Raw genomic sequence first — 13,367 nt, forward strand, 5'->3', positions numbered from 1 at the left:
ACCAGTCCCGGAGCTAGGCCGCCTGCGCAATTGCCGCGACGACGCGGTCGGCGGCCGCCATGTCGACGTGCCGATGGGTGACGAGACGCAATTGCGCCTCCCCGCTCGCCTGGACCCGGATGCCGAGCGCGCCGAGCCGGCTCGCCCAGTCGGCCGCGCTGCGGCCGGTCTTGGACACGTCGAGCCGCAGCATGTTGGTCTCCACCGCGGCCGGGTCGATCAGCGAGGCGTCCAGGGCGGCAAGTCCAGCCGCCATCCGGCGCGCCACCGCATGATCGTCGGCGAGGCGCTCGACCATGGTCTCCAGCGCGACGATGCCGGCGGCCGCGATGACGCCGGCCTGGCGCATGGCGCCGCCGAGCATTTTTCGCAAGGCGCGCGCCTGTCCGATCAGTTCCACCGGACCGGCCAGCAGGCTGCCGATCGGCGCGCTCAGGCCTTTCGACACGCAAACCATCACGGTGTCGGCCGGCGCGGCGACCACGTCGGCGCCGACCCCGAGCGCCACCACGGCGTTGAACAGCCGGGCACCGTCGATATGCACGGGAACGCCGGCCTGGTGCGCCAGCCGGCCGGTGTCGCGCAGATGATCGAGCGGCAGCACGCGGCCACCGGCGCCGTTGTGGCTGGTCTCGAGCCAGACCAGGCCGGCTCCGACCCGGCCCGAGGGTGCGGCCGCGAGCGCGCGTTCCAGTGCGGCGAGGTCGTACTGCCCGGCGCGGCTGGCGACGGGTCGCGGCACCACGCCGGCGACGCTCACCAGGCCGGCCAGCTCCGAGCCGACCAGATGGGCGAGCGGATCGACCAAGACGTCACGGCCGCGGCCCGCATGAACCAGCACGGCGAGCAGATTGCCCATGGTGCCGCTGGGCAGGAACAGCGCCGCCTCCTTGCCGAGCCGGGCGGCGGCGAGGCTTTCGAGGCGCACCACGGTCGGGTCGCCGTCGCGGCTGTCGTCGCCGAGCGGCGCCGCGCGCATCGCCTCCAGCATGGCTTCGGTCGGCCGCGTGACCGTGTCGCTGCGCAGGTCGATCGGCTCGTCGGTGCCGCGCATCGGCGCGCCGGTCATGCCTCGCCCGCCTCGGCCGGCGCCAGCGACAGGCCGGCGGCCTCGTCGCGGACGCTGTCGCCGGCGAATTTCTGCACCAGCTTCACGGCGACCGTGTTGCCGAACACGTTGACGGCGGTGCGGCCCATGTCGAGGAAGGCATCGACCCCGGCGATCACGGCGAGCGCCTCGACCGGCAGGCCGATCGCGGTCAGCACCATGGCGATCGCCACCAGGCCGCCGGAGGGGACATTGGCGCTGCCCTTGCTGGCGATGGTCGTCACCATCAGGATGGTGAACAGCGCCGAGCCGGTCAGCGCGATCCCGTAAGCCTCCGCCAGGAACGTCACGGCCAGCGCGAAATACATGATCGAGCCGTCGCGGTTGAAGGCGTAGCCGAGCGGCAGCACCACGGCGATGATGCGGTCCGGCACGCCCATGGCGCGCAGCTTCTCCATGTGGACCGGCAGGGTCGCCTCGGAGGAGCGGGTGGTGAAGCCGAGGATCACCGGCTCCATGATGGCGCGCGTCACGGCGATCGGCCGCTCGCCGATGGCGAGGAGCATCAGCCAGAACACCAGCACCATCAGCACGAGGCCGAGATACATCACCAGCACGAGCTTCGCCAGCGCCGTCACGGTGGCGAGCCCCTGCGAGGCGAACAGCCAGGCCACGATGGCGAAGATGGCGACCGGCGCCGTCGCCGTGATCCAGCGGGTGATCTTGAACATCGCCAGCATGATCGCTTCGAGCGCCCCGACGACCGGCCGCGCCGGCTCGCCGATCGACGCCAAAGCGAGCCCGAGCAGGATCGAGAACACCAGGGTCGGCAGCACCTTCTGCTCGGCCATCGCCGCGATGATGTTGGACGGGATCATGTCCATGAAGAACTTCACCCAGTCGACCGACACGGCGAGGTTCGCCGGGATCTTGCCGGTCGCCGCCAGCGAGGCACCGGCACCGGGGTGGAAGATGGCGTTGAGGCCGAGGCCGATGGCGATCGAGATGACGGTCGCGACATAGAAATAGAGGAAGCAGACGGCGGCGATGCGTCCGAGCGTGCGCAGCTCCGTCCCCATCCGGTAGATGCCGAGCGTCACGGTCGCGAACACGACCGGGATGACGATCATCTTGATGGCCTCGACGAAGGCGGTGCCGAGTGGCCGCAAGGCGATGCCGATCTCGGGCCACAGCATGCCGACCCCGAGGCCGAGCGCGAGCCCGACCAGCATCTGCACGGCCAGCGGCCATCGGAACGGGTTCGAGACGGCGCTGCTCATGGGCGGGCCTTTCGTCAGGGTCGCTGGGGCCGGATCGCGCCGAGCGCCTGCAGGCGCGCCTCGAAGGCGGCCGACAGGTGGCGCCACATGCGCTGCTGCGCCAGCTCGGGATCGCGGGCGGCGACGGCGGCGTGAATGTCGAGATGCTCGCGGACCACCTGGCGGGTGCGGGCGAGGCTGTACTGGCGCATCTTCTGCAACGCGAGGCCGCTCTGCGCCCGCAGGGCGTCGTAGGTCGACGACAGCCGGCCGTTGTCGGCGGCGCGGAACAGCGCGTCGTGAAACGCCCAGCCGACGTGCTGGGCCTGCTCGACGTCGGGATCCTCGGTTCCGTCCAGGGCATGGAGCTGGGCGGCGCAGTCGTCGAGCTCGGCCGTCGGCCCGTGGCTCGCCGCCAGGAAGGCCGCGAGCCCTTCGAGCGCCAGACGCATCTCGTGGATCTCTCGCAAGTCGTCGAAGGAGAGCTGCCGCACGAAGGTGCCGCGCATCGGATGCACGACCAGGAGGCCGTCGCGCGTGAGCGCCTTCAGGGCCTCGCGGACCGGCGTGCGGCCGATCCCGAGCGTTTCCGCGAGCCCGCGCTCGGACAGCGGCTCGTTCGCATCGATCGCTCGGCTGACGACGAGCTCGCGGATGCGGGCATAGGCGTCGTCGCGGCGCAAGGAAGACGGCTGGGTCATCACTGGCATTTTGCTGGTATGCCAGTTTGGTGTCAACCGGCCGGCGCGGTCCAGCCACGCCGGACGCGGGGTGCCGGGATGCGCCCGCGTCAGATCAACCGCAGGCCCTTGAAGCTGGCGTGGCCGTCCTTGCCGACGATGATGTGGTCGTGCACGGCGATGCCGAGCGGCTTCGCCACGTCGAGGATCGCCTGGGTCATCTGGATGTCGGCCCGTGACGGCGTCGGGTCGCCGGACGGGTGGTTGTGCACCAGGATGACGGCGGTGGCCGACAGCTCGAGCGCCCGCTTGACCACTTCGCGCGGATAGACCGGCGTGTGGTCGACGGTGCCGACCTGCTGGACCTCGTCGGCGATGAGCTGGTTGCGCTTGTCCAGGAAGAGGATGCGGAACTGCTCCTTGTCGGCGAAGGCCATGGCGGTCCGGCAATAGTCCAGCACGGCCGACCACGAGGACAGCACGGTCCGCCGCTTGACCTCGCCGCGGGCGATCCGCTGGGCCGCCGCCTGGACGATCTTGATCTCCGTGATGGCGGCCTCGCCCAGGCCCGGCACCTCGGCGAGGCGCTGCGGCGGCGCCGCGACGGCCTCGGCGAACGAGCCGAAGCGGGCGATCAGGGCCTTGGCGAGCGGCTTCACGTCGCGCCGCGGCAGCGCCCGGAACAGCACCAGCTCCAGGAGCTCGTAATCCGTCACGGCATCGCTGCCCGCCTCGCGAAAGCGGGCGCGCAGCCGGTCTCGGTGGCCGTGGTAGTGCGGATCCGCCTCAGCCAGCCCGGCCCGGTCGTCGGGGTCCGCCTCGTCCGCCATGGTGCACACCGCGCGCGGGTGACCCTTGCCCGCTCCCAACAACATGACCGACTCGTCGCCGCATTGGCAATCGGAGCTTCACCGGAGGTTGTGCAGACCCCGCCCACCCGGCCGCGGCGGTGGCCGCCGGAGCCCCGGTGCCATATGGAACGACCCCACCATATAATCGTTCTAAACTACCTTCTCCCACGCGCAGGACCCCCCATGAAACGGTTCGTCGACCTCACCGAGCAGGAAGTGCTCGCGCTCGCCATCACCAACGAGGAGGAGGACAGCCGGATCTATCGCGGCTTCGCCGACGGGCTGCGGGCCCAGTATCCGACGTCGGCGGCCGTGTTCGACGCCATGGCCGAGGAGGAGGTCAATCACCGGACCTGGCTGTTCGACCTCTACCGGAAGAAATTCGGCGACTTCATTCCGCTGATCCGGCGGCAGGACGTGAAGGGCTTCGTGCGGCACCGGCCGCTGTGGCTGGTGCGTCCGCTCGGCCTCGACGAGGTCCGCAAATACGCCGAGACCATGGAGTACGAGACCGCCCGCTTCTACCGGCGGTCCGCCGAGCAGAGCCGCGACGCCTCGATGCGCCAGCTCCTGATCAAGCTCGCCGAGGCGGAGGACAAGCACGAGAAGCTGGCCGAGCGGCTGGAGGGCGAGCTGCTGACCACCGACGTGCGCACCGAGGAGGACGCCACGGCGCGGCGCATGTTCGTGCTGCAATACGTCCAGCCCGGGCTGGCCGGCCTGATGGACGGCTCGGTGTCGACCCTGGCGCCGCTGTTCGCCGCCGCCTTCGCGACCCAAAACACCTGGGCGACCTTCCTGGTCGGCTTGGCCGCGTCGATCGGGGCAGGCATCTCCATGGGCTTCGCCGAGGCGCTGTCCGACGACGGCTCGCTCACCGGCCGCGGCTCGCCCTGGCTGCGCGGCGGCGTCTGCGGCCTGATGACGACGCTGGGCGGCATCGGCCACACGCTGCCCTACCTGATCCCGCATTTCGGCATCGCCACCGGTGTGGCGTTTGCCGTGGTGGTGGTCGAGCTCGCCGTGATCTCCTGGATCCGCTGGCGCTACATGGACACGCCCTTCCTCTCCGCGGTCTTCCAGATCGTGCTCGGCGGCGTGCTGGTGTTTCTGGCCGGGATTCTCATCGGCAGCGCGTGACAAGCTGCGTCACATCGGCGATCAGGTAACCGCTCCGCCGTCATTCCGGAAGCCGACCAAAGGTCGGCTGTCCGGAATCCATAACCACAGACTGTGTGTATGGATTCCGGGCTCGCCGCGGAGCCTGTCATTGGGCCGGCCGAAGGCCGGACCCGTTGGCGGCGCCCCGGAATGACCAGTGAGCGGTGTGCCGTCGCATTTCTCAACCCCTTTGGCTCGTCATGTTCGTGCTCGCGCATCTCACCGACCCGCATATCGGCCCGCTGCCGCGGCCGCGGCTGCGCGAGCTCGCCTCCAAGCGGATCCTCGGCTGGCTGAACTGGCGGCGAAACCGCCACAAGCGCCACCGCGTCGAGATCCTGTCCGACCTGATCGCCGACCTCGCCGCCCAAAAACCCGACCACACCGCCGTGACGGGCGACCTCGTCAACATCGCGCTGCCGGACGAGTTCGCCGCCACGGGCGAATGGCTGCGGGCGCTCGGGCCGGCCGCGGACGTCAGCTTCGTGCCGGGCAATCACGACGCCTATGTGCGCAGCGCGCTCGCCCAGTGGGGCAAGCACTGGAACGCCTACATGACGGGCGACGGCGCGGCCGACCGCGGCACCGGCCCTCGCTTCCCCTATGTGCGCCGGCGCGGGTCCGTCGCGCTCGTCGGCCTGTCCAGCGCCGTGCCGACGCCGGCGTTTCTGGCGACCGGCCTTCTCGGCCACGATCAGCTCGCCCGCCTGGAGACGGCGCTGCAGACGCTCGGTGCCGAGGGCCTGTTCCGCGTCGTGCTGCTGCATCATCCGCCGTACAGGACGCCGGCGAGCCGGCACAAGCGGCTGGTCGATGCGGACGCATTCCGGGCCGTGCTGGCGCGGGCCGGCGCCGAGCTGGTGCTGCACGGCCACGATCACGTCCATGCGCTGATGTGGCTCGACGGACCGGGCGGAAAGATTCCCGCCGTCGGCCTGCCGTCCGCCTCGGCGACGGCGGACGGACACCATCAGCCGGCCGCCTACAATCTCTACCGGATCGACGGCGCCCCCGGCGCCTTCACGTGCGAGGTTTTGTCCCGCGGCTTTGCGCCCGGCGCTGCAACGATCACCGAGTTGGCGCGCAAAAACCTGTCACGGCCAGGGTAGCGAACGCCGCTCCGGTCAGTCGACCCACAGCCACGGCGTCCAGGTCGGCGCCTCGTTGCCGGTGGTATTCGGATCGAGGATCGGGGACGAAACCTTGACGGCGTCGTCCGCGTCGGCGGCGTGAGTCCGGACCGTCGGATGCCAGTGCTGCGCCATGGATCGAAACAGCGACGGGTCGTTGCTGCGGTCCTGCTTGCCCCACTGGAAGCGCGTCTTGCGAGAGCTCAACATGGCGGCCCTCTCGGGCCTTGGTGGTCCGCCCGGCGAGGGCGGAGCCTCTACCGAAGCGTGCGCCCGCTCCGTTAAGAGTGAGCTAATCCAAACGGGCGAATTCTCGGCATTTCATGGTGCGGTGCAATCAGGACGCGGCGGCGCCGATCCCGAACGGCCGAGCCCAGACGAGCCCGTCCTCGGTGCGGCCGCGCGGCACGTATTCGCAGCCGACGAAGCCCGCATAGCCGAGCCGGTCGAGGGCGGCGAGCACGGCCGGGCAGTTCACCTCGCCCTCGTCGGGCTCGGCCCGGCTCGGCACGGCGGCGACCTGGACGTGGCCGATCAGCGGCAGATGGCGCTCGATGCGGCGCGTGAGGTCGCCCCCCATGATCTGCTGGTGATAGACGTCGAACTGCATCTTCACATTGGCGCGCTCGACCCGGCCGAGGATCACGGCCGCCTGCTCGGCCCGGGTGAGCAGATAGCCGGGCCGGTCGACCGTGTTGAGCGGCTCGATCAGGATCGTGATGCCGTGCGGTGCGGCCCGGTCGGCGGCGTGGCGCAGATTGGTCACGAACACGGCCTCGGCCTCATCGCGCCGACCGGCCGGCGGCACGCCGGCGAGACAGTGGATCGCCCGGGCGCCGATCACCGTCGCCAGCGCCAGCGCGCGGTCGAACAGCGTGACGAACTCCTGTTCGCGTCCGGGCACGCCGGCGAGCCCCGACGGCGCATCGGGCAGCGGCGGCGTATTGACGCCGAGCATCGTCAGGCCGTGCCGCGTGATCGCGGCGCGCATCGCGGCCGGGTCCTGGTCGTACGGGTATTGCAGCTCTACGGCCGGAAAGCCGGCCGCCGCCGCGGCGGCGAAGCGATCGAGCAGCGGGCGATCGGTGAACAGATAAGAGACGTTGGCGGCGAGACGCGGCATCGAGCCCTCCGGACTGCCGCCGACCTATCGGCCGCCGTGCGCCGGCGCGCAACCGTTTCGTTTCACGGTGGGCACCGGCGCCCGGCCCCGACGCGTCGATACACGAACGTGACCGGCCCACCCGCGTCCCACCCGGCCCATGGGCCACTTTGTGGTTGACCGCCGGAATCGGTGACGGTCGAATAAGTGGGCCGTAATCCGCGCATCAGACGTGGGCCACGGCCCGGAGGATGCGCCGATGAACGCCCAGGAGCTGCTCCAGGAGATCTCCGCCTATTGCCGTGAGACCGGGCTGGCCGAGTCGACCTTCGGCCGGCGCGCCGTCAACGACGGCAAGCTCGCGGCGCGGCTGCGCAATGGCGGCCGCATCACCACCGAGACGCTCGACCGCATCCGCGCCTTCATGCAGGCGAACCGGGTGCCGCCGGATCTCCGCTCCGCCCTGCTGGTGCGGGCGAACGGCATCGCGGCGCGCACGCCGCTGCCGCCCCGCGCCGTGGTGACCGAGATCAGCCCGCAGCGCCATTTCCGCTTCTTCGACAATCGCCAAAAATATCTGCTCTTCGTTCACACCTGCAGCGAGAAGCGGGTGGTGGCGCAGCGCGTCGCGCTGGAGCTCGCGACCCTGGTGCCGCGGCCGCCGTCCGTGCGGGTGTTCGACGCCGGCATCGGCGACGGCACCGTGCTGACGCAGGTGATGCGCGCCATGCACGACCGCTTCCCCACCATGCCGTTCTACGTGGTCGGCAAGGAGATCAGCCTGGAGGACGTGCGCCTCGCCCTGCAGAAGATGCCGGACCGCTTCTTCGAGCATCCGGCCCAGGTGATCGTGCTCACCAACCTCGCCTATGCGGAGGCGCCCTGGCTCACCGCACGCAATCCGGAGCAGGAGAGCCGGATGGTGTGGCACGAGCTGGCGCTGTCGGGAAACTCGGCGCACCGGTTCGAGGAGCAGATCACCGGGCTGGAGCCGTTCCTGACCGAGAACTGGAATGCCGGCGTCAACCCGGTCACCGGCAATCCGACCTGCGAGCGGCCGGTCGTGCTGGTGATCTATCGCGAGGACCACCGCTTCCTGCTCGACTCGGTGATCCCGCGCCCGGGCGCCGCCACCGCCGGCTACGATCTGGTGATCGCGTCGCAGCCCTACCGGGCGCGCTCGCCGCTCGCCTTCAAGGCCAGGCGCGTGATCGCCCCGCTCGCCCGCGCGCTCGGGCCTGGCGGCCGGCTGATCGCGGTGCATTCCTACGGCCATGATCCCGGGCAGGAGATCGTGCAGCGGGTGTGGCCCGGCGACGACCCCTTTGTGCACGACCGCCACGACATCCTGCGTGCCGTCAAGGAGGAGCTCGGGCCGGACGGGCGCGACCTCGTCTTCAACGCCTTCGCCGACAACCGCGCGCTGTTCCGTTACGACATGCACACGCTGCCGAGCGAGCTCGGCCAGTCGATCGGCACGTCGACCTTGTTCGCGGCGTGGAACGCCGCCGTCTATGTCGCCCAGGTGGAGGACGACCGGCTCGCCGCCGTGGTGGCGGACGGACGTTATCTCGACGCCACCCGCGACGTGCTTCACGCCCATGGCGGCCTGTGGTTCCACGACGAGTCCTATGTGATCTCGCGGCGACGGCATTAGAGGATGGCAATGGCACTGTTTCAGGCGGCCGTGCAGATGCACGGCGACGCGCTCGACACCGCCGCGGGTGTCGCGGCGTTCACGGCCGGCGCGTCGTTCGAGACGACGCGGCTGGCAGCGGACGACATCGCGGCGCTGCGCGATCGCGTGCCGCAAGGCACGCTCGTCTATGTGAGCGAGCTGCCGTCGCGGCCGCTCGACGAGCAGCTCGCCGTGGTCGAGACGCTGCGGGCTGCCGGCGTCGAGCCGGTGCCGCATCTCGCGGTGCGCAGCTTCGCCAACGCCGACGCGCTGTCCGACCATGTCGCCCGTCTGGTCGAGCGCGCCGCCGTGACGCGCGTGCTGGTGATCGGCGGCGACCGCACGGCGCCGGCCGGGCCGTTCCGGGCCGCCATCGAGCTGATCGAGAGCGGCATCCTGCAGAGCCGCGGCATCCGCGAGATCGGTGTCGCCGGCTATCCGGACGGCCATCCGCGCATCGCGCCGATCGCGCTCGAGCGCGCGCTGGCGGCCAAGCTCGCGGCGGCCGAGGAGACCGGCCTCGCGGCCCACATCGTGACGCAGTTCAGCGTGTCGCCGGAGCCGATCGTCGCCTGGCTGACGCGGCTGCGCGACCAGGGCGTCGACACCCGTGTGCATGTCGGATTCGCCGGGCCGACCTCGGTCGCGGGCCTGCTGCGCTTCGCCCGCATCTGCGGCGTGCGCGCCTCGGCCCAGGGGCTCGCCCGCAATGTCGGGCTCGCCCGCAACATGCTGGGCAGCGCCGCGCCCGACCGCGTCGTACGGCCGGTGGCCGCCGCCTGCGCGGCGGACCGCCTCGGCGACGTGACGGCGCATTTCTACGCCTTCGGCGGCCTCGCTGCGACGCTGCGCTGGGTCGCGGCGACCGCCGCCGGCCGCATCGAGCTCGACACCGCCGGCGGCTTTTCGGTGGCGCCGCCGTGAGCGGCGGCCAGAGCGATGCTTCCGATACGGATCCGGACGATCAGTTCGCCGTCATTCCGGGGCGCTGCAAAGCAGCGAACCCAGAATCCAGCGACGAACTCCGAGTCTGGGTCTGGATTCCGGGTCCGGCGCACCGAAGTCGGCTTCTGCCGACTTCGGCAACTTACGATGCCGATCCCGGGCAAGCCCGGGATCGGTGCGCCGTTCCGGAATGACGACAAGGGCTAAAGCAGCCCGCAGCCGCAGCCGAGCGTCCAGCTCCGCCCGTCGTCGCCGACCACGGTCGGCATCGCCTCGGCGATCATGGCGGCGGCGAGCGCGTGGCGCTCCTCGGCCGAGGCCGTGCGGGTGTCGCTGTCGATCGCCGCGACCTTGGCATAGCCGCCATAGTGCTTGATCGGCAGCCAGTCGGGAGCGACGGCGAGGGCCCCCGGCGCGAGAGCCGCATACTTGCCCTCGCCGTAGACGACGCGGCCACCCACCATGGTCAGGGCCGCGCTCATCTGCGAGATGCGATCGGCCGGCACCGAGAGATAGTCCTCGTTGAGGACCGCGAGATCGGCCCATTTGCCGACCGACAGCGTGCCCTTCCTGTCCTCCTCGTTGCTGATATAGGCGCCGGCCGCCGTGTAGGCGCGCAGCGCCTCCTCGCGGCTCATCAGATTGCGCTCGGCCGCGTGCTTGAGCCCGCCGACCGTCTTGCCGGTGACCAGCCACTGCACGCCGACCCATGGATTGTGGCTCGAGGCGCGATTGCCGTCGGTACCGAGCGCGAACGGGATGCCCATCTGACGAATGCGCGCGAAGGCGGGCGCGTCCTCGGCCGCCTCCGGGCCCCATTTCTGGACATAGGCCTCGCCGTCGAGCGACATGCGGTTTTGTAGACCGAGGCTGCCGCCGAGCGCCTGCAGCCGCTCCAGCGAGCGCGCCGTCATGCCCTCGCAATGCTCGAGGCCCCAGCGCAGCTTGTCGACCGGCACCTCCTTGTGGACCTTCTCGACGACGCCGAGGATGCGCTGCGCCGTGAAGTCGAACGAGGCGTGCATGCGGAACGGCCAGCCGTTCTGCGCCACGAAGGTCAAGACCTCGGTGAGCTTCTCCTCCATGATGGGAGGCTGGTTCACCGGGTCCTTGGCGAAGTTGGTGTTGTCGCCCGCCGCCCACACGGTGTACTCGCCGGCCCCGCACAGGCGGAAGTAATCGTCGCCCTCGTAGAGCTTCGCCTTGGCGAGCCAGCCCTTGTAGTCCTCGATCTCGCGCCCCGGGCGCTGCGCCATCAGGGTGTAGCCGATGCGCACGGTGAGCGCCTTGTCGGCCGCCAGCTTGGCGATCGCCTGATAGTGCTCGGGATAGTTCTGGCCGCCGCCGCCGGCGTCGATCAGGCTGGTCATGCCGAGCCGATTCATCTCCCGCATCATGTGGCGGGTCGAGACGACCTGCTCCTCGGCCGAGAATTTCGGCACCTTGGCGAACACGGAGAGAAGGCTGACCAGGCTGGTGGTGGCCACCACGAGGCCGGTCGGATTGCCGTTGCCGTCGCGCGCGATGACGCCGCCGAACGGCTCCGGCGTGTCGCGGTTCCAGCCGAGCGCGCGCAGGCCCGCCTTGTTGACGTAGGCGCGGTCGTAGAGATGCATGACGAAGCACGGCACGTCGCCGGTGGCGGCGTTGATCTCGGTGAGTGTCGGCAGCCGCTTCTCCTTGAACTGATGCGGCGTCCAGCCACCCATCACCTGCACCCAGTGCGGCGCCGGCGTGCGCACCGCCTGATCCTTCAGCATGCGCAGCGCGAGCTGGAGCGACGGCACGCCGTCCCAGCGCAGCTCCTGCGAATAGGTCAGCGCGCCGCGGATGAAATGCGAATGGGCGTCGTTGAGGCCCGGGATCACGGTGCGCTTGCCGGCGTCGATGATCTTTGTCGAGGGCCCGCGGAATTTTTCCAGGTCGCGCCGCGTCCCGACGCCGACGATCCTGTCGCCCGCGACGGCGATCGCGTCCGCGGTCGGGGTCTTGGGATCGAGCGTCACCACCTTGGCGTTCTCGATGATGATGTCGGCCTTGCCGTCCTGCGCAACGGCGGCGACTGGCGCGATCGTCTGCGCGGTGGCGTAAAGGCTGCCCATGGCGGCGGCGCCGGCCATGAAATGCCGCCGCGACAGCGACGCGGCGCTAAATCCGAACGGTTTTGTTCCGCAGAACAGGCACATGCGCTTCTCTCCCGAGAGACGTGGTGGTGCGACCCGTGCCGGGGCGCATCCGGTTTTTTTGTGAGCGTGGTGCTGGGACGGCACGGGCGTGCCGAACGCGACGGTGCAAGAGTGATGGACCGCGACGCCGCGGTCAACCGTCCTACGGAACGCGGTCTCCGCCCTCGAACACCGAAACGCATCAGGCCCGCCGCGAGTGCGCGACGGGCCGGAAATTCCGAACAGAGGTGGCTCGCGAAAGCCGCCGCGCTCAGCCGGCGGTCTTCAGCACGTAGTCGGCCATCTCGGCGCGGGTGGCGACATAGACGTCGTCGCGGCCCATCACGGTCTTGACGATCGCCTCGTAGGCCCAGGCGCCGTTCGGGCGGCCGAACACGTGGCAATGCGCCGTCACGTCGATCACCACGGCCGCGTCCTCGCCGGCCAGCACATTGGCCAGAAGATCGTCGAACAGGGCGACGAAGTCGCGCGGCGAGCGGCCGAACCGCATGGCATGCGGCAGGTCGTTGATCTCCATGGTCAGCGGGATGGCGACGATGCGCCCGTTCTCGCAGATCTGGATATAGGGCCGCTCGTCGTCGAACACGTCGCCCTGCCAGCGATAGCCGGCGTCGATCAAGAGGCGCGAGCCTTCGCGCGACGGCGTGCCGCGCGGGCTGATCCAGCCGATCGGCCGCTTGCCCGACACCGCCTCGATCGCCTGCGTGGTGCGGACGATGTCGGCCTTCACCTGCTCGGTCGTCAGCGTCGCCGGGATGACGTCCTGGGCCCAGGCATGGGCGACGATCTCGTGGCCGTCCTCGACCATGCGCTTGAGCACGTCGGGGGTGCGCTCGGCCAGCACGCCCGAGGTCATCACGCTGGCGCGCGCCTTGTGGCGGCCGAGGTTGCGCAGCAGCCGGTCGATGCCGCGGGCGACGCCGTAATGGCCCCAGGACAGCGCGTTGGTGTCGAAGGCGCCGGCCGGCAGCGGGTTGCCCATGGGGCCGACGCCGGGGGCCTTGCCGTCCGACCACGCCTCGTAGGCGAGGTTGAGGATGACGGCGACATGGCGGCCGCCGGGCCAGCGGAACGCGCGGTCGAGGCGCTGGACACGCGTGTCACGCGCGACGAAGTCGAACGAAGCGGACATGGGGTCTCTCGAGGCGAGGGTTTTGGGCGGCGCCGACTATAGAAGAGCCCGATCCGCCGTCCACCCCGCCGGACGCATTGCGCGCGTGCGCCCCGATCGGTACGCAATCCGAAACAGACCCGAGCACGACCTATCAGTCGTCATCGTCCGCGGAGGCGGACGACCCAGTATCCACCGGAGCTTGTTGTTTCATTC

Annotated in this window: 12 protein-coding genes; 4 read left to right on the forward strand and 8 right to left on the reverse strand. The window is 70.2% G+C overall.

Features of this window, described 5'->3' with window-relative positions; all coding sequences use genetic code 11:
• Positions 1-13: 13 nt before the first annotated feature.
• The 4 genes from HXX10_RS02010 to radC all read right to left on the reverse strand — a co-directional run bounded on the left by HXX10_RS02010 (position 14) and on the right by radC (position 3,817).
• On the reverse strand, positions 14-1,069 hold the full coding sequence (locus tag HXX10_RS02010; RefSeq protein WP_296519727.1) for a GntG family PLP-dependent aldolase: 1,056 nt from the start codon (positions 1,067-1,069) through the stop codon (positions 14-16).
• Positions 1,066-2,328 (reverse strand): dicarboxylate/amino acid:cation symporter, encoded by a 1,263-nt coding sequence (locus HXX10_RS02015; protein WP_296519729.1) that lies wholly within the window; start codon positions 2,326-2,328, stop codon positions 1,066-1,068. Before HXX10_RS02015 ends, HXX10_RS02010 begins: the two co-directional genes overlap by 4 nt.
• A gap of 14 nt (positions 2,329-2,342) precedes the next feature.
• On the reverse strand, positions 2,343-3,008 hold the full coding sequence (locus HXX10_RS02020) for a GntR family transcriptional regulator (protein ID WP_296519730.1): 666 nt from the start codon (positions 3,006-3,008) through the stop codon (positions 2,343-2,345).
• Positions 3,009-3,097: 89 nt separating this feature from the next.
• Entirely contained in the window at positions 3,098-3,817 is a 720-nt protein-coding gene (radC, locus tag HXX10_RS02025; RefSeq protein ID WP_296520055.1) for a DNA repair protein RadC, read from the reverse strand.
• A 204-nt stretch (positions 3,818-4,021) separates the two neighbouring features.
• Between radC and mbfA the strand changes: the two genes are divergently transcribed.
• Together mbfA and HXX10_RS02035 are read left to right on the forward strand one after the other, a co-directional pair.
• A complete protein-coding gene (mbfA, locus tag HXX10_RS02030; RefSeq protein ID WP_296519731.1) occupies positions 4,022-4,978 on the forward strand; it encodes an iron exporter MbfA in 957 nt (318 codons plus the stop codon).
• Between the two features lie 221 nt (positions 4,979-5,199).
• Positions 5,200-6,108, forward strand: a complete 909-nt coding sequence (locus tag HXX10_RS02035; RefSeq protein WP_296519732.1) for a metallophosphoesterase — start codon at positions 5,200-5,202, stop codon at positions 6,106-6,108.
• A 15-nt stretch (positions 6,109-6,123) separates the two neighbouring features.
• Here HXX10_RS02035 and HXX10_RS02040 read toward each other — a convergent pair whose 3' ends face one another.
• Both HXX10_RS02040 and HXX10_RS02045 read right to left on the reverse strand, forming a co-directional pair.
• Positions 6,124-6,339 carry a hypothetical protein gene (locus tag HXX10_RS02040; RefSeq protein WP_296519733.1) on the reverse strand — a complete coding sequence of 72 codons (216 nt, stop codon included), beginning with the start codon at positions 6,337-6,339 and terminating at the stop codon, positions 6,124-6,126.
• 127 nt (positions 6,340-6,466) lie between these two features.
• Positions 6,467-7,252 (reverse strand): TIM barrel protein, encoded by a 786-nt coding sequence (locus tag HXX10_RS02045; RefSeq protein WP_296519735.1) that lies wholly within the window; start codon positions 7,250-7,252, stop codon positions 6,467-6,469.
• 238 nt (positions 7,253-7,490) lie between these two features.
• Between HXX10_RS02045 and HXX10_RS02050 the strand changes: the two genes are divergently transcribed.
• A complete protein-coding gene (locus HXX10_RS02050) occupies positions 7,491-8,888 on the forward strand; it encodes a hypothetical protein (RefSeq protein ID WP_296519736.1) in 1,398 nt (465 codons plus the stop codon).
• Between the two features lie 9 nt (positions 8,889-8,897).
• Positions 8,898-9,833, forward strand: coding sequence for a methylenetetrahydrofolate reductase (locus HXX10_RS02055; protein ID WP_296519737.1), 936 nt, complete (start codon positions 8,898-8,900; stop codon positions 9,831-9,833).
• Between the two features lie 224 nt (positions 9,834-10,057).
• On the opposite strand, the gene HXX10_RS02060 is transcribed toward HXX10_RS02055, so the two are convergent.
• Both HXX10_RS02060 and HXX10_RS02065 read right to left on the reverse strand, forming a co-directional pair.
• A complete protein-coding gene (locus HXX10_RS02060) occupies positions 10,058-12,040 on the reverse strand; it encodes an amidohydrolase (protein WP_296519739.1) in 1,983 nt (660 codons plus the stop codon).
• Positions 12,041-12,290: 250 nt separating this feature from the next.
• The gene (locus HXX10_RS02065) at positions 12,291-13,172 is read right to left on the reverse strand and encodes a polysaccharide deacetylase family protein (RefSeq protein ID WP_296519740.1); all 882 of its coding nucleotides are present in this window, start codon (positions 13,170-13,172) and stop codon (positions 12,291-12,293) included.
• Positions 13,173-13,367 lie beyond the last annotated feature (195 nt).

It is taken from the genome of Rhodoplanes sp. (genome assembly GCF_013377085.1).
Classification (GTDB): Bacteria; Pseudomonadota; Alphaproteobacteria; order Rhizobiales; family Xanthobacteraceae; genus Rhodoplanes.